This window comes from Paenibacillus sp. JJ1722 (genome assembly GCF_048282685.1).
Taxonomy (GTDB): domain Bacteria; phylum Bacillota; class Bacilli; order Paenibacillales; family Paenibacillaceae; genus Paenibacillus; species Paenibacillus polymyxa_B.
On the sequence record NZ_CP182500.1, the window covers coordinates 2,600,531 to 2,620,591 of the forward strand.

The 20,061-nt window shown below is 53.4% G+C and carries 1 protein-coding gene (running past one end of the window); it reads left to right on the forward strand.

Going from position 1 to position 20,061, the window contains the following annotated elements; genetic code table 11:
• A protein-coding gene (locus ACM1ND_RS11720; protein ID WP_418027765.1) for a non-ribosomal peptide synthase/polyketide synthase crosses the window boundary here: on the forward strand, positions 1–19,975 show its final stretch. The gene continues 22,280 nt to the left of window position 1, outside the view; 19,975 of the gene's 42,255 nt are visible here — the last part of the coding sequence; the start codon falls outside the window, past its left edge; it ends in the stop codon at positions 19,973–19,975.
• Positions 19,976–20,061 lie beyond the last annotated feature (86 nt).

The window sequence follows — 20,061 nt, forward strand, 5'->3', positions numbered from 1 at the left end:
AGACGGCATTTCATGGCGGATTGTGTTTGAGGATTTTGCCACGGGATATGAGCAGGCCGCGCGGGGAGAAGCGATTCGCCTGCCTTATAAAACGGACTCTTTCTCCGCTTGGGCAGAGCGCTTATCACAATATGCGAATAGTCCGGCCATCGAAGATGAACGCGAATATTGGCAGCGTCTTGCCCAAATAGAAATTGCATCGTTGCCTAAGGATCAAGAAAGAGCGGAAGGGCAGCATTTTCTGATCAGAGACAGTGAGACTGTGACTGTGGCTTGGAGCGAGCAGGAAACACGACTGCTGCTACAGGAAGCACACCGTGCGTACCACACCGAGGTCAATGATCTGCTGTTAACCGCACTCGGCACAGCGTTATATAACTGGAGCGGTCAAGAGCGCGTGCTGGTCAATCTGGAGGGACATGGCCGGGAAGCCATTGTTCCAGATATCGACATCACCCGTACCGTGGGCTGGTTTACAAGCCAATATCCGGTGCTGCTGGGTGTGGACGGAAAGGCAGAAGTAGGGCAGCGAATCAAACGGGTGAAGGAAGACCTGCGTCATGTGCCACAAAAGGGCATTGGCTACGGCATTTTGAAATATATGTCTCAGGATGATGCCCATCATTCCCTTGCCTTGCAGCCTGAAATTAGCTTTAACTATTTGGGACAATTTGATCAGGACTTGGAAAATGGGGATATCACGCTGTCTTCACATCCAGGTGGAGAGCCGATGAGTGATCATACCGTACTGGAGCATCCTTTGAATGTGAACGGAATGGTTACAGCGGGCGCCCTGACACTGGAAATTCGATATGACCGCAAAGTATATCATCAGCAAAATGTAGAAAACTTTGCGCAGCTGCTGCAGGAAAGCTTGCAGGAAGTGATCACTCATTGTGCCTCCAAAGAGCGGAGTGAGCTAACACCAAGCGATGTATTGTTCAAAGGCTTGACGATTCGGCAACTGGAGCAATTGACGGAGCAAACAGCTTCTGTGGGCGAGCTGGAAAATGTATATGCTCTTTCGCCAATGCAGAAGGGGATGCATTTCCATAGCTTGATGGAGCCGGAGTCAGGCGCCTACTTCCAGCAAGCGTCGTTTGATCAACAAGGGAGCTTTGATGTAGCTGTGTTCCGCAAGAGTCTGGATGTACTGACACAGCGTCATGAAGCGCTGCGGACGAATTTCCATATGTTTGAGACAGGACACAGTCAGGAGCCATTGCAGATCGTGTTCCGTCACAAAGATAGCGACCTTTCCTTCCAGGATGTACGCGGCATGCAGGAAGCGGAGCAACAGGCGTATATCCAGGCGTTTAAGCTGGAGGACCAAGCTAGAGGCTTTAATCTCGGTACCGATGCACTGATGCGCGTACAGGTATTGCAAACAGATGAAGGAACGTATCACTTGGTATGGAGCTTCCATCACATTGTCATGGATGGCTGGTGCTTATCGCTGGTTACGGGTGAAGTGTTTGGTACGTACTTTGCGCTGCTGGAGCAGAAGCAGCCAGAGCTTGCTCCTATCACACCGTATGGCCAATATATCGAATGGCTAGAGCGTCAGGATGAACGTGCGGCAAAAGAGTATTGGAGCAGCTATTTGGCGGGCTTTGAACAGCAGACGTTATTACCTGGATCGGATACTTCACCGAAAGACCAAGTGGCGGACAGCGGAGATCATACTGTATCCACTACAACAAGCGACACCAGCGAATATATCTCTGAAAAAATAACGGTAGATCTGGATCCAACGTGGAGCGAAGCCATACACCGGATTGCGAAGCAGCAGCAGGTCACGATTAATACGCTGATGCAGAGCGTGTGGGGCCTTATTTTGCAGAAATATAACAACAATGAGGATGTTATTTTCGGTAGTGTCGTATCGGGACGTCCAACAGATATTGCCGGCGTAGAGCATATGATCGGTTTGTTCATTAATACGATCCCGGTTCGGATTCAAAGTGAACGGAATGCCACTTTTGTGGAAGTGATGCGGAAAACGCAGGAACAGGCACTGGCCTCGGGAGCCTATGACAGCTTCCCTCTGTATGAAATTCAGGCGTTGACCGAGCAGAAGCAAAATCTGATTAACCACATTATGGTATTTGAGAATTATCCGGTAGAGGAGCAAGTTGAGCAGCTGGGTGAAGTTCGTCCGTCCGCTTTTGAAATTACGAATGTAGAGGTTGTTGAGCAAACGAATTATGATCTGGACTTGATTGTGATGCCCGATGAGCTTTTCCGCATCATGTTCAGATATAACGCCAATGTATACGACCGGTCTACGATAGAGCGGATGCAAGGACATGTACTGCATGTCATCGAGCAAATTATCGACAATCCGCATATCCGATTAAATGAGCTGGAATTGGTGACACCGGAAGAGCAGGCGCAGATCGTTCAGGTGTGGGGAGATACGGCGGCAGCCTATCCGCAGGATCAGACGCTAAGTGCAACGTTTGAGCAGCAGGCGGCACGAACACCGGATCAGGTGGCAGTGTTGTGCGGAGCGGAATCGTTGACCTACGCGGAGTTGAATGAACGCGCGAACCGTTTGGCTCGGACGCTGCGTGCGGAAGGTGTTGAACCGGATCAGCCTGTAGGCATACTGGTTCACCGTTCGCTGGACATGATCGTAGGCATCTACGCGATCCTCAAGGCAGGCGGAGCCTACGTGCCCATCGATCCAGACTATCCAGCGGATCGTATCCGCTTTATGCTGGAGGACTCGGAAGCGAAGTTGGTACTGACGCAATCGCATCTGGCGGAGCAAGCATCACTGAGTTTCGACGGCCAGGTGCTGTTGCTGGATCGCGAGGACATTTACCACGAAGATGGCTCGAATTTGGAGCCACTGGCCGGACCGCACCATGTAGCCTATGTCATCTATACCTCTGGCTCCACTGGGAAACCGAAGGGCGTGATGGTGGAGCACCATTCTGTGCTGAACCGGATTTTGTGGATGCATGATCGTTACGGCTTGAGTGCGGAAGATACGATCCTGCAAAAGACCGCCTTCACCTTTGACGTGTCGGTGTGGGAGCTGTTCTGGTGGTCGCTGGTCGGCTCAAAGGTAAGCCTGCTGTCGGTGGGTGGGGAAAAGAACCCGGAAGACATCGTCGACACGATTGCCCGCGATGGCGTGAGCACGATGCACTTTGTACCCGCCATGCTGCATGCGTTCCTGGAGTACGTGGAGCAGCAGCCACGGGAAGTGATGCAAGCGAAGCTGGGTACGTTGCGTCACGTCTTTGCCAGTGGTGAAGCATTGCCACCACAGCATGTCGCACGGTTCCAACGGCTCGTGTCGAGCCTAGCGGGAGCGAAGCTGGTCAACTTGTATGGTCCAACCGAAGCGACGGTGGACGTATCGTACTTCGATTGCGAGCCGTCAGAGGAATATACGGTCATTCCAATCGGGAAACCGATTCAAAACATTCGTCTGTACATCGTGAAGGAAGGCACGGAGCAATTGCAGCCGATCGGGGTTGCGGGTGAGCTGTGCATCGGTGGTGTCGGCGTAGCCCGAGGCTATCTGAACCGTCCAGAACTGACGGCCGAGAAATTTGTGAAAGATCCGTTTGCTGGCAGGGAAGCAGGCTATGAGCGGATGTACCGCACAGGCGATTTGGCGAGATGGATGCCGGACGGCAACATTGAATATCTGGGCCGGATCGACCATCAAGTCAAAATCCGCGGGTACCGAATTGAGCTGGGCGAGGTCGAATCGCAGCTGCTGCAAGTGGAATCGGTACGCGAAGCCGTAGTGCTGGCGCGTGCGGATGAAACGGGACAAAAACAAATGGTGGCGTACTATGTCGCCGGACAAGAAATGGGTGCCAGCGAGCTGAGAAGTGAGCTGGGCCGGGAGCTGCCAAGCTACATGGTGCCATCGTACTTTGTACAGCTGGAGCAAATGCCGCTGAGTCCAAATGGCAAAATTGACCGCAAGGCCCTGCCAGCACCGGAAGGCAGCCTGCAAAGCGGAGCCGATTATGTCGCACCGCGGACGTGGGTGGAAGTGAAGCTGGCACACATTTGGCAGGATGTGCTGGGCCTCACGCAGGTCGGTGTGAAGGAAAACTTCTTCGAGATTGGCGGACACTCGCTGCGGGCGACGACACTGGCCTCGAAGATTCACAAGGAGCTGAACAAGCCACTTCCACTGCGCAGTATTTTTGAAGCACCAACCATTGAACAGTTGGCAGTCGTACTGGAACAGCTGGATCAAGTAACATACGCGTCCATTCCGGTAACGGAAGAACGCAGCTTCTACCCGCTATCTTCGGCGCAAAAACGACTGTATGTGCTGCATCAGTTCGACCCGAATGATGTGAACTACAACATGCCGTCGGTGCTGCAAGTGAGCGGCCCGCTGGATGTGAAACGAGTAGAAGATGTGTTCCGTCAATTGATCGATCGCCATGCAACCTTGCGTACCCGTTTTGAGCTAGTGGACAATGAGCCGATGCAATGGGTTGAGGACACCGTGCCGTTCGAGGTGGAATATACGAAGGTACAGGCAGAGCGTGCGACTTCGGATACAGATCAAGACACAGCTACGTACACGACGATCAGCCAGGAAGCACAAGAACGGGTTCGGCAGTTTGTCCGTCCGTTTGATCTGCAAGCTGCACCGCTGCTGCGGGTAGGCTTGGTGGACTTGGGCGTACAAGGAGCAGAGCAAGCACCACAGTATCTGCTCATGCTCGACATGCACCATATCGTTTCGGATGGTGTGTCGATGGAGGTACTGACCGATGAATTTGTCCGCTTGTATGGCGGTGAAGAGCTATCGCCATTGCGGATTCAGTACAAAGACTATGCGGTCTGGCAGCAAAGCGAAGCCCATCAGGAGTGGATGCAGCGTCAGGAAGCGTACTGGCTGGGTACCTTCCGGGGCGGAGTGCCTGTGCTGGATCTGTCAACCGACTTTGCCCGCCCGGCGGTGCAGAGTACGGCAGGGGATACGATCGAATTTGCACTGGAGCGTGAAGTTAGCGAACGCCTGAAAGAACTGGCTTCGCAAACAGGTTCAACCTTGTATATGGTGCTGCTGGCGGCGTACACTACGCTCTTGCATAAATACACAGGCCAAGAAGATATCGTAGTGGGAACGCCGATTGCCGGAAGACCGCATACGGAACTGGAGAGCCTGGTAGGTGTCTTCATCAACACGCTGGCAATCCGCAATTATCCGTCTGGCGACCAATCGTTCCTGGATTATCTGCAAGAGGTGAAGGAGCATGCACTCAGTGCTTATGAGCATCAGGACTATCCTTTTGAAGAGCTGGTTGAAAAGCTGAATTTGACGCGGGATACGAGCCGGAATGCGCTGTTTGACACGATGTTTGAGTTGAAAACATTGGAGCAACAGGAATTGCAGCTGGAAGGTCTGACCTTACATTCGTATCCGATAGCCAATAATACGGCCAAATTTGATCTGACCTTGGATGCAGTGGAGCAACCGGAGGGTATTCTGTGCAGTCTGGAATACAGCACGGCGCTGTACAAGCCTGAGACCATCGCGCGATTGGCGCAGCATTTTACCGAGCTTGTTCGTGCAATTACACTGCATCCACAACAGCCACTGACAGCTTTGGAGATGGTACCTGCCGAGGAAAAAGCACAAATCATCCATGGATTTGGAAATGTGGGGGTATCGGATGTTGCTGCTGTTGAAGCAGAAGCCTTATTCCATACCTTTGTGGAAGAACAGGCACAGCTTGTGCCGGATCACGTGGCGGTGGTGTACGAGGAGCAGCAGCTTACGTACCGCACACTGAACGAGCGTGCGAACCAATTGGCGCGCAGACTGCGGAATGAAGGCATTGGCCGCGAGTCGATTGTCGGCATTTTGAGTGAGCGTTCGGTAGATATGCTGGTCGGCGTATTGGCCGTGTGGAAAGCTGGAGGCGCCTATGTACCGCTGGATGCAGACTATCCGTCCGAACGTATTCGTTTCATGCTGGAGGACAGCGGTGCGACGGTACTGTTGACCCAGACGGGCTTGCAGGAGCGCGCACAGGTATGGCTGGAGGAAAGCCGTCAGGCCTTGACGGGAGGGCAGTTTGAGGCCGAGTTTGAAATAGCGGCTGGAGCTGAAACGATGGAATCAGGTACTCTCCATGGAACCCTGAATGGAACAGCAGATTCGCCACCTAGCGAAGCAGCATCCGAATCCGCAGCGAACTTGCGTCTGCAGACGATGCTGGCGCTGGACGATGAGTCGCTGTACATCGGGGATACCACTGATATCGAGCCTATCAACGAACCGCAGGATCTGGCGTATGTAATTTACACCTCCGGGACAACGGGACGTCCGAAGGGCGTCATGATCGAGCATCGCAGCTTAGTGAATACGGCTGCGGCGTATCGTCGGGATTACTGTCTGAGCGAGTTCCCGGTACGACTGCTGCAGCTGGCAAGCTTTTCCTTCGACGTATTCGTCGGGGATATCGCGCGGACGCTCTATAACGGCGGCACGATGGTTATTTGTCCGAAAGACGACCGGATTGATTTTAGCCGCTTGTATGGCTGGATTCGCGATTACCAGATTACAGTATTCGAATCGACCCCGGCCCTGATCGTACCGTTTATGCAGCATGTGTATGAACAGGGGCTAGACATGAGCAGTCTGGAACTGCTGATTACCAGCTCGGATAGCTGCAGTGTGACAGATTACCAGGTACTGCAAGAACGATTTGGCGCAGATATCCGCATTATGAACAGCTACGGCGTCACGGAAGCGGCGATTGACTCCAGCTTCTACGATGAAGAGCTGTCGAAGCTGCCAAGCAGCGGCAATGTGCCGATTGGTCAGGCGTGGCTGAACGCACGCTTCTACATCGTGGACAGCCAGCTGAATCCGGTGCCGATCGGTGTACTGGGCGAGCTGTGCATTGGCGGAGCCGGGGTAGCACGTGGGTACCTGAACCGTGCCGACCTGACGGCCGAGAAATTCGTAGCGAATCCGTATGTACCAGGTGAACGATTGTACCGCACAGGCGATTTGGCGCGGTGGATGCCGGACGGCAATGTGGACTTTATCGGCCGGATGGATGATCAGGTCAAAATCCGGGGCTTCCGGATTGAACTGGGCGAGGTGGAAGCACAGCTGCTGACCGTGGATGGCATTCAGAAAGCCATCGTCACCGCCTGGGAAAACGAAGACGGAGACAAGGATTTGTGTGCGTATGTCGTAGCCTCTGAGGCGCTGAATTTGCCCGAGCTGCGCAACATGCTGCAGCCCAAGCTGCCGGGTTATATGATCCCGACGTATGTCGTACAACTGGATCATTTCCCGCTGACACCGAACGGAAAAATTGACCGCAAAGCGTTGCCTGCGCCGGAAGCGCGCCTCGAAGGAGGCACGGCGTACGTGGCGCCGCGGACACTGCTGGAAGAGCAACTGGTACGTATTTGGCAAAGTGTTCTGAATCATCCGCAGATCGGTATTAAGGACCATTTCTTTGAAGTGGGAGGACATTCTCTGCGCGCCACAACACTGATGGCGAAAATCCATCAGGAGCTGAATTACAAGCTGGCCCTGCGAGATATTTTCCAATATCCGACGATTGAGCAACTAGTGCAGGTGATGGGAGAAGATCAGACACAGCAAACGTATGTATCCATCCCTGTGGCGGAGGAGCGTGCATATTATCCCGTTTCCTCGGCGCAAAAACGGATGTACGTGCTGAGTCACCTGGAAGGCGGAGAGGTTAGCTACAATATGCCGGGCGCTTTGATTATTGAAGGTTCCTTGGATAAAACGCGACTGGAGCAAGCCTTCCGCCAGCTGATTGCCCGTCATGAAGCCCTGCGAACCCGATTCGACATGGTGGATGGCGAGGTTATTCAACGGATTGAATCGGGCGTCGCATTCAACGTGGAGCATGTGCAGGCAAGCGAAGAAGAGACCCAGCAGTACGCACAGGACTTTGTACGTGCATTTGATCTCGCACAAGCACCGTTGCTGCGGGTTCAGTTGGTGGAAACCGGACCGGAGCGTCACGTCATGCTCTATGACATGCACCATATTATTTCGGATGGCGTGACTGAAGGCATTATCGTGCAGGAGTTCTCTCAATTGTATGAAGGCAAGGAACTGCCGTCCCTGCGCATCCAGTACAAGGACTATGCCGTTTGGCAGCATGCCGATATGCAAAGTGAACGTCTTCGTGAGCAGGAAAGCTACTGGCTGAACACGATGGCTGGTGACATTCCGGCGTTGGATATGCCAACGGATTTTGCAAGACCAGCCGTACAGCGTCTGGAAGGAGCTCGATTGGAATTTGCGATCAGCCTGGAGGACAGCGAGCAGTTGAAACAGCTGGCCGCGCAAACCGGCTCCACCTTGTACATGGTGTTGCTGGCCGCGTATAGCACGCTCTTGCATAAATATTCGGGGCAGGAGGACATCATCGTCGGCACGCCGATTGCCGGAAGACCGCATGCGGAACTGGAGGGCTTGGTAGGCGTATTCCTCAACACGCTGGCGATCCGCAATTATCCGTCTGGCGACAAAACGTTCCTGAATTACTTGCAAGAGGTGAAAGAGCATGCGCTCAGTGCTTATGAACATCAGGAGTATCCTTTTGAAGAACTGGTTGAAAAGCTGAATTTAACGCGGGATACGAGCCGGAATGCGCTGTTTGACACGATGTTTGAGTTGAAAACATTTGAGCAGCAGGAGTTCGAACTGGAGGGTCTGACCTTTAAGACGTATCCGACGGACAATCATACGGCCAAGTTTGATCTGACTTTGGATGCAGTGGAGCAACCGGAGGGTATTCTGTGCAGTCTGGAATACAGCACGGCGCTGTACAAGCCTGAAACCATCGCGCGATTGGCACAGCATTTTACCGAGCTTGTTCGTGCAATTACCCTTCATCCGCAGCAGTCACTGGCAGCTTTGGAGATGGTAACCGTCGAGGAAAAGGCACAAATCATCTACGGTTTTGGAGATGTAGGGGTATCGGATGTTGCTGCGGTAGAAGCAGGAGCACTGTTCCATACCTTTGTGGAAGAACAAGCGCAGCTTGTACCGGATCACGTGGCGGTGGTGTACGAGGAGCAGCAGCTTACGTACCGCACACTGAACGAGCGTGCGAACCAATTGGCGCGCAGACTGCGAAATGAAGGTATTGGCCGCGAGTCGATTGTCGGCATTTTGAGTGAACGTTCGGTCGACATGCTGGTCGGCGTATTGGCAGTGTGGAAAGCTGGAGGCGCATATGTGCCGCTAGATGCAGACTATCCGTCCGAACGCATTCGTTTCATGCTGGAGGACAGTGGTGCTACGGTGCTACTGACCCAGACGGGATTGCAGGAGCGTGCACAAGTCTGGTTGGATGAAAGCGAAGCTACAGTCGAACCCGCAACGCACTTGCGTCTGCATACCGTGCTGGCGCTGGACGATGAGTCGCTGTATACCGGAGACACCACCGATATCGAGCACATCAACGAACCGCAGGATCTGGCCTATGTGATCTACACCTCCGGTACAACGGGACGTCCGAAGGGCGTCATGATTGAGCATCGCAGCTTGGTGAATACGGCTGCGGCGTATCGTCGGGATTACCGTCTGAACCGGTTCCCGGTACGATTGCTACAACTGGCAAGCTTCTCCTTCGACGTGTTCGTCGGCGATATTGCGCGGACGCTTTATAACGGCGGCACGATGGTCATCTGTCCGAAGGACGACCGGATTGATCCAAGCCGTCTGTATGGCTGGATTCGCGATTACCAGATTACGGTATTCGAATCGACCCCGGCCCTGATCGTACCGTTTATGCAGCATGTATATGAACAGGGACTGGACATGAGCAGCCTGGAATTGCTGATTACCAGCTCGGATAGCTGCAGCGTGACGGATTACCGGGTGCTGCAAGAACGATTTGGCGCAGATATTCGCATTATGAACAGCTACGGCGTCACGGAAGCAGCGATTGACTCTAGCTTCTATGATGAAGAGCTGTCGAAGCTGCCAAGCAGCGGCAGTGTACCGATTGGCCAAGCGTGGCTGAACGCGCGCTTCTACATCGTGGACAGCCAGCTGAATCCGGTGCCGATCGGTGTACTGGGTGAGCTGTGTATTGGCGGAGCTGGGGTAGCACGGGGCTACCTGAACCGTGCAGACCTGACGGCCGAGAAATTTGTAGCGAACCCGTACGTACCGGGTGAACGATTGTACCGCACAGGCGACTTGGCGCGGTGGATGCAGGACGGCAATGTGGACTTTATCGGCCGGATGGACTATCAAGTGAAAATCCGGGGCTACCGGATCGAGCTGGGTGAGATTGAAACGGCGATCCAGCGGGTGCCGGGTGTGCGTCAAGCGGTAGTCATCGACCGGACGGATGAGCGTGGACACAAGTATTTGTGCGGATACATCACAGGAGAAGCAGAGCTGCGGATTGAGGAGGTACAGGCCGAGCTGGAAGCCGGACTGCCAGCACATATGGTACCTGCACGCTTGATGCGTCTGGAGACCTTGCCACTGACCCACAACGGCAAAATCGACCGCAAGGCCTTGCCGGAACCGGAAGGAAGCATTCATACCGGTGCAGCCTATGTGGCACCGCGTACCACGGTGGAACAAGTATTGGCTGCGGTATGGGCCGGGGTGCTCGGTGTGGAAGCGGTAGGCACGCAGGATAACTTCTTCGAACTGGGTGGCGATTCGATCAAGGCCTTGCAAGTATCATCCCGATTGCTGCAAGCAGGTTATCGACTGGAGATGAAAGACCTGTTCAGTCATCCAACCGTGTCTGCATTGGCACTGAAAGTCCAAACGGTGACCCGATTGGCGGATCAGAGCGAAGTGGTGGGCGCTGTGAAGCTGACACCCGTTCAACAATGGTTCTTTGAGCAGAACCTGACGGATGCTCATCATCATAACCAGTCCATTATGCTGCATAGCAAGGACGGTTTTAATGAAACGGCCCTGCGCACAGCGATGGATCACGTCGTGAGCCATCACGACGCACTGCGTATCATTTTCCGTCCTACGGAGTACGGATATGAAGCTTGGAACCGTGCGGTTGGGGAGGGCGAGCTGTATACGCTGGATCGGGCCGACTTCAGAAATGAGTCTGAGGTATCTGCGGCGATCGAGGCCAAAGTAAATGAAATTCAAGCGGGTATTCATGTAAGCGAAGGACCGCTGGTGAAGCTGGGGCTGTTCCATTGTCCCGATGGAGATCATTTGCTGATGGCGATTCATCACTTAGTGGTGGATACCGTATCTTGGCGCATTTTGTTTGAGGATATTACGACCGCCTACGAGCAGGCATTGAACGGACAAGCGGCTCGTCTTCCGCACAAAACGGATTCGTTCCGCACCTGGGCTGATGGGCAGTCTCAATATGCGAACGGCCCGGCCATGGTAGCAGAACTCGCATTCTGGCAAGAAATTGAACAGGGAATGTATGAGCCGCTTCCAAAAGACGAATCCCATTCTCATTCCTTGAATAGGGACAGCGAGAACATTACGGTCACGTGGACAGCTCAGGAAACGGAGCAGCTGTTAAAACAGGCACATCGTGCCTACAACACGGATATGAATGATTTGCTGCTTACCGCATTGGGACTGACTATTTATCGCTGGGCGGGCCTGGAACGAGTGCTCGTGAGCCTGGAAGGTCATGGACGGGAGTCCATTTTGCCAGAACTGGATATTACGCGCACCGTGGGCTGGTTTACGACTCAATTCCCGGTTGTGCTGGATATGAGCATGGGGCAAGACCTTTCACAACGCATCAAACATGTGAAAGAAGGACTACGCCGCATTCCGCAAAAGGGCATTGGCTACGGGATGTTGAGATACCTGTCCGCAGCACGTGAGCAAGAGCGTTTTGTAACCGAACCTGAAATCAGCTTTAACTATTTGGGACAATTTGACCAAGATATGCAAAATCAATCCATTGGCGTATCTCCTTACTCTAGCGGTGCAGAGCTTAGCGCCCATGCAGCTAGAACGCACACGCTGGATATGAACGGACTGATTTCGGAAGGCGAGCTGCAATTGACGATCAGCTACAGCAAGCAGGAGTATCGCCATGAAACGATGGAGCAGCTAGCTGAAGCGTTTAGAATCAGTTTGCAGGAAATCATTACGCATTGCACAAGCCGCAAACAGCAAGAGCTGACGCCAAGCGATGTCATGCTTAACAATGTAACCATGGCCGAGCTGGATCAGTTGGTAGAGCAGACTCGTGACATGGGGGAACTGGAAAATGTATATGCGCTGACGCCGATGCAAAAAGGCATGTTGTTCCATAGTCTGATGGATGCAGAGTCGGGAGCTTATTTTGAACAAACGACCTTTGATTTGCACGGACGCTTCCAAGCGGATATTTTCCAAGATAGCTTGAATCATTTGGCGCAGCGGCATGAGATATTTAGGGCCAATTTCATCAGCGGTTGGCAGGATGAGCCTGTGCAGGTTATTTTCCGCCGCAAGGATGTTGGTTTCAAATGTGAAGATTTGCGTCATCTGAATGAGCAGGAACGTGACGCGTATGTGCAGGAATTTATTCGCAAGGACAAGGCAGCCGGATTCGATTTGTCCCGGGATGCGTTGATGCGCGTGGCGATTTTACGAACAGGTGACGAGGATTATTATTTTGTGTGGAGCTCTCATCACATCTTGATGGATGGCTGGTGTGTGGCGTTAGTCACGGATGAGGTGTTTGAGGCTTATTTTGCAGCCGTGGAGCATAGAGAGCCGAAGCTTGCCCCCGTTACTCCATACAGTCAGTATATTGAGTGGCTTGAAGCACAGGATGTAGGGGCTGCAGCTTCCTATTGGAAGTATTATTTGCTCGGCTATGATCAGCAAACTTCGATTCCGACCGGAAAAGTAGGCGTGAAAGCGGACGGTGCACAATTTGAGCATATCCTGTGCGATCTGGGCAAGGACTTGACCGGACGTATGGAAATGGTGGCCAAGCAGCACCACGTGACCGCGAATACATTGCTGCAAACAGCCTGGGGCTTGCTGCTCCAAAAGTACAACGGTAGTGACGACGCTGTTTTTGGCGGTGTAGTGTCTGGTCGTCCAGCGGATATTCCGGGGATCGAAAATATGGTGGGCTTGTTCATTAACACCATTCCAATACGGATCCGCAGCGGGGCTGAGGACACCTTTGCCGATATGATCAGAACGAATCAGAAGCAGGCGCTGACTTCTCAAGATTATGAAACGTATCCGCTGTATGAAATTCAAGCCTTGAGCGAGCAAAAGCAAGATCTGATCAACCACATTATCGTGTTTGAAAACTATCCGGTGGAGGAGCAGGTCGAGCAACTTGGCGAAGGTGCAGAGTCGGATTTTGAAATTCGCAATGCCGGCATGATTGAACAAACCAACTATGATTTCAATCTGGTCGTTATGCCGCAGGAAGCGATGAAAATCCGATTTGAATACAATGCGAAGTTATATGATCGTGAAGCCGTTGAACGGACTCAGGGCCATCTGATACAGCTGTTGGAGCAGGTGGTGACGAAGCCGGACATTCGAGTGCAGGAGCTGGATATGGTAAGTGAGCAGGAGCGTGAGCAAATTCTCAGCGTATGGGGAAATACAGCTGCTGAGTATCCAAGCGGGCAAACGATCCATGGCTTGTTCGAGACACAAACGGCGCAGACACCGGAACAGCCAGCGTTGTTCTTCGAAGGAGAGCAACTGACCTATCGCGAGCTGAATTCACGTGCGAATCGTCTGGCTCGTACCTTGCGTAACCAAGGCGTGACGAAGGATCGTTTGGTGGGTCTGATGACCGAGCGTTCGGTGGACATGATCGTGGGCATCTTCGGGATTTTAAAAGCCGGGGGTGCATATGTACCCATCGATCCGACGTATCCAGAGGAGCGTATCCGCTACATGCTAGACGACTCGGGTGCGAAGCTGCTGTTGACGCAAAGCCATCTGGTGGACAAAGCAGCTATCGACGGTCACGTGCTGGTGCTAGATGGGGAGCAAACGGTGTATCACGAGGATGATTCCAATTTGGAGTCGTTGTCTGGTCCGAACGATCTGGCGTATGTCATTTATACGTCGGGTACAACGGGGCAGCCGAAGGGTGTTATGTTGGAGCATCGCGGTCTATGCAATCTGAAAACGTATTTTGATCAGGCGCTCAAGATCCGCACGTCGGATCATACGTTGCTGTTCGCCAGCTATTCGTTTGATGCGGCTTGCTGGGAAATCTTCCAGGCGCTGTTCTGCGGAGCCACGTTGTATGTGCCAACGTCAGAGACGATTTTGAATTACGAACGGTTTGAGCAATATATGGCGGATCATCAAATCACCGTGGCCGCTTTGCCGCCGACCTATGCGGTGTATCTGGAGCCGGAGCGGATGCCAAACCTGCGTATTCTGTTCACTGCGGGTTCTGCATCTTCAACAGAATTGGTGTACAAGTGGAAGGATCAGGTCGCGTACTACAATGGCTACGGTCCAACTGAAAACTCGGTGGCGACGTCCATCTGGCCGGTATCCGAGGATGAGAGAGCAGGACAACTGATTTCCATCGGACGCCCTGTGCCGAATCATCGGGTATACATGGTGGATGTGCATGGACATTTGGCTCCGGTGGGCGTAGCGGGTGAACTGTGCGTGTCCGGTCCGGGTCTGGCTCGGGGTTATCTGGATCGTCCAGAGCTGACGGCTGAGAAATTTGTATCGAATCCGTTTGCGGCTGGCGAAGCGGGCTATGAAAGGATGTACCGTACAGGTGACTTGGCGAGATGGATGCCGGACGGCAACATCGAATATTTGGGCCGGATCGACCATCAGGTGAAAATCCGGGGCTACCGGATCGAGCTGGGTGAGGTCGAGGCACAAATTTTGAAAGTGGAGGACGTACAAGAGGTCATCGTACTGGCACAAGCGGACGAACAGGGGCAAAACCAACTGGTGGCGTACTATGTTGCTGAACGGGAAGTGAGCACTGGTGAGCTGCGCAGCTTACTGGGCGAGGAGCTTCCAAATTACATGGTGCCTTCGTATTTGGTGCAGCTGGAGCAGATGCCGTTGACACCGAACGGTAAAATCGACCGCAAGGCACTGCCAGCACCGGAAGGCAGCCTGCAAAGCGGAGCGGATTATGTAGCACCGCGGACATGGGTGGAAGTGAAGCTGGCGCAAATTTGGCAGGATGTGCTGGGTCTGGCACAGGTCGGTGTGAAGGAAAACTTCTTCGAGATTGGCGGACACTCGCTGCGGGCGACGACGCTGGCCTCGAAAATTCACAAGGAGCTGAACAAGCCGCTTCCACTGCGCAGTATTTTTGAAGCGCCAACGATTGAACAACTGGCAGCGGTCATGGAAGGTCTGGATCAAGTGGCGTATGCGTCCATTCCGGTGACGGAAGAACGCAGCTCCTACCCGCTTTCCTCGGCGCAAAAACGACTGTATGTGCTGCATCAGTTCGACCCGAATGATGTGAACTACAACATGCCGTCAGTGCTGCAAGTGAGTGGCCCGCTGGACGTGAAGCGAGTGGAGGACGTGTTCCGTCAACTGATCGCCCGTCATGCAACGTTGCGTACCCACTTTGAACTGGTGGACAGTGAGCCGGTGCAATGGATTGAGGACACCGTGCCGTTCGAGGTGGAATATACGAAGGTACAGGTAGAGGGTGCGACTGCGGACACGATGGTCAGCAAGGAAGCACAGGAACGTGTGCAACAGTTTGTACGTCCGTTCGATCTGCAAGTCGCTCCGCTGCTGCGGGTAGGCTTGGTAGATTTGGGTGTACAAGAAACCGAGCAGGAACCGCAGCATTTGCTCATGCTCGATATGCACCATATCGTCTCGGATGGTGTGTCCATGGGAGTACTGACCGATGAATTTGTCCGCTTATACGACGGTGAAGAGCTTTCGCCAATGCGTATCCAGTACAAGGATTATGCGGTATGGCAGCAAAGCGAAGCCCATCAAGAGTGGATGCAACGTCAGGAAGCGTACTGGCTCGACACCTTCCGGGGTGAACTGCCTGTGCTGGATCTACCTACGGACTTTGCCCGTCCGTCGGTACGAAGTACGGCAGGTGATACGGTAGTGTTCGGGCTGGAGCGCGAAGCTAGCGAACGTCTGAAGGAACTGGCGGCGCACACAGGCTCTACGCTGTATATGGTGCTGCTGGCTGCGTACACCGCGCTCTTACACCAATACAGCGGGCAAGAAGATATTGTGGTCGGCACACCGATTGCCGGACGACCGCATGCAGATTTGGAACCGATCCTCGGGATGTTCGTCGGTACGTTGGCATTGCGAAACTATCCGACAGCGGAACATACCTTCCGCAGCTACGTGGAAGAAGTGAAAGTTTGTGCTCTGCAAGCCTATGAACATCAGGACTACCCATTTGAGGAACTGGTGGAAAAGCTAAATGTTAAGCGGGATATGAGCCGCCATCCGCTGTTTGATACGATGTTTACCCTGCAAACCACCGAGGAAGGCGAGTTGCAGCTGGCAGATCTGAGCTTCCGTCCATACGGCTTGGAACAAACGCCAGCGAAGTTTGATTTGACGCTGGAAGCCAGAGAGGAAGAGGCAGGTATCCAGTTCGGATTGCAGTATGCAACTGCGTTGTACGAGCGCGAAACGGTAGAACGGATGACGCGTCACTTTGTTCGCTTGGCCGAAGCCGTCGCGGCGAACCCGGATGCGAAGCTGGGTGAGCTGGAGTTGATTACGGCAGAAGAAACCGAGCAGATTCTGAAGGTGTTCAATGATCCGAATGCGCACAGCCTGCTTGGAGCATTACAAGGCCGTTCGCTCAGCGAGCGCTTTGAAGAGCAAGCGAAGCGCAACCCTGAGCGGATAGCAGTTGTGTCTGGGGCCACCGCGCTGACCTACACTGAGCTGAATGAGCGTGCGAACCAATTGGCTCGTGTGTTACGAGCGGAAGGGGTCGAAGCAGATCAACCGGTTGGCGTATTGCTGGAACGTTCTGCGGATATTCTGGTGAGCATTCTGGGGGTACTTAAGGCCGGAGGCGCATATGTACCAATGGATACGGTGTATCCACAGGAGCGCATCGACTACATGCTCCAAGACAGTGGGGCCAAGGTCGTGATTACAAGCAGAGTCGCCAACCTGTCGCTCAGCTTGCCATCCACAGTTCGAGCTGTAGTCTTGGATGACGAGGACGTTCAAGCTCAGTTGGGAGCACAGGATGCGGGCAATCTGATCCCTGTCGCCGGCCCGCACAACCTGGCCTATATGATTTACACGTCAGGTACCACCGGTCAGCCGAAAGGGGTCATGATCGAGCAGGGCAGTGTTAGCAATCTGGTAGATGCTTTATTGGAACGAGTATACAGCCGTTATGAACAGCCGCTTCATGTCGCATGGCTGTCGGCATTTGTATTTGACGCTTCAGTGAAGCAAATCTTTGCCAGCTTGCTGTTAGGCCACACCCTGCATGTGGTGTCCCGTGACGTCAGTCTGAGCGGAGAGCATTTGATCGCCTACTACCGCACGCACCGGATTGATCTGTCGGACGGCACACCTGCACATCTGCATATTTTGAACGAAAGCGTCAGTGTGACGGAAGCGCCGGAAGTGAAACATTACCTGATCGGTGGCGAAGCATTATCCGTGCAGCTGGTAAATGTGTTCCTGCACAAGTGGTCTGGGTATCGTCCGGTCATTACAAACGTGTACGGTCCGACCGAAACCACGGTAGATGCGACCGCTTATACGATTGAAGATGTGGAAGCCCTGAACGCACTGCTGGAAAAAGGGGAGCACACAGTATCCATCGGAACGCCAATAGCGAACCAGTCGGTGTACATCCTGAACAGCCAGCAACAGCTGGTGCCGATCGGTATCGCAGGTGAACTCTATATCGGAGGTGCAGGTGTGGGACGAGGATACCTGAACCTGTCGGAGCTGACGGCAGAGAAGTTCGTCCTGAATCCGTTCGCTGGTGCGGCAGCAGCCGATCAAGCGGACAGCACTCACGCAAACCGGATGTACCGGACGGGTGACTTGGCACGGTGGTTGCCAGACGGCAGTATTGAGTATTTGGGCCGGATCGACCACCAGGTGAAAATCCGGGGCTACCGGATCGAGCTGGGCGAGGTGGAAGCGCAGCTGCTGACCGTGGACGGCATTCAGAAAGCCGTGGTCACAGCATGGGACAACGAAGACGGACACAAGGACCTGTGTGCCTATATCATAGCTTCAGAGTCCCTGAGTTTGACGGAGCTGCGCAATGCGCTGCAGCCGAAGCTGCCGGATTACATGATCCCGACGTATGTGGTACAACTGGATCGTTTCCCGCTGACACCGAACGGGAAAATCGACCGCAAGGCGTTGCCGGCACCGGAAGCACGCCTCGAAGGAGGCCTGGAGTACGTTGCACCGCGGACACCACTGGAAACCAAGCTAGCCCAAATCTGGCAGGATGTCTTGAAGCTGTCCAGCGTAGGAGTCACCGACTCATTCTTTGACGTGGGTGGACACTCCCTGCGGGCAACGACGCTGGTGGCCAAAATCCATCAGGAACTGGACAGTCGGATTACACTGCGTGAGGTGTTCCAACACTTCACGATTGAGCAGCAAGCCCAGCTCATCGCAACGCACGGTACAGACACCTATACGGTGATCCCTGCGGCGGCGCAACAGGCGTACTACCCGGTTTCCTCGGCTCAAAAACGACTGTACATTTTGAGCCATCTGGAAGGTGGGGATCTCAGCTACAATATGCCGGGTGTATTAACCGTGGAGGGACCGCTTCAGGCCGATCGGCTGGAGGATGCGTTCCGTCAGTTAATAGCCCGCCATGAAACGCTGCGGACTTCCTTTGAAATGCTGGAAGGCGAGGTCGTTCAGCGGGTTTACGATCAAGTGGAGTTTGCAGTAGAACACCTGCAGGCCAGGGAGTCCGAAGCCGAAGCCTATATCGAGTCCTTTGTACGCAGCTTTGATCTTCGCCAGGCACCACTGCTGCGTGTCCGTCTCATTCAAACTGGACCAGAGCGCCACCTCCTGATGTACGACATGCACCATATTATTTCAGACGGTGTATCGTCGAGCAATATCGTGCAGGAGCTGGTACAACTGTACGAAGGGCAGGAATTGGAGCAGCTGCAAATTCAGTACAAGGACTATGCCGTATGGCAGCAGCAGGAGACGCAGCGTGAGTCATACCAACGCCGGGAACACTTCTGGCTGGAGCATTTAGCCGGAGAATTGCCGATACTGGATTTGCCAATTGCTTATCCTAGACCTGCTGTTCGCAGCTTCGAGGGTGCGATGTATGAATTTACAGTGGACGCGAATGTATCTGAGCAACTGCGCCGAATTGCGGCACAGACCGGAAGTACGATGTACATGGTGCTATTGAGTGCCTACACCGTTCTGCTGTCCAAATACAGCGGTCAGGACGATTTGATCATCGGTACGCCAGTAGCAGGACGCTTGTTACCTGAACTGGAGCCGCTGATCGGAATGTTCGTCAACACGCTAGCCATCCGGCATCAGCCGAGGGGCAACCAAACGTTCCACAGCTACTTGCTGGAAGCCAGAGATCGTACGTTGCAAGCCTTCGAGCATCAGGATTATCCACTGGAAGAGTTGGTGGAAAAGCTGGATGTAGCACGGGATGCAAGCCGTAACCCGTTATTCGACACTATGTTTGTACTGCAAAATACGGAGTCACAGGAAGCGAAGCTTGAGACGCTGTCCTTCAGCCCGTATGTTCAGGAGCATCGTATCTCCAAATTCGATTTGACTTTGTCCATGAGTGATGAAGATGGGGAAATCAAGGGTTCCTTTGAATATTGCACGAAGCTGTTTGGAGCCGACGCTATTGAGAGATTAACCAGAGATTTGATAGCGATCCTGTCCCAGATTGGAACCGACCCAGATTTGCTGTTAAGCGATATTCAGGTGAACACGGACGAGCAGCCAGAAGGCTTCTCGCCGGATTCCATCGACTTTGTTTTCTAAATCAGTTTTCTAAGATGCAATGATTTACTTTGCTGTGCAGAGGGCGGCGGCTTGTCCGACTGCCCTTGCCTGCAAAGTATTCTTTT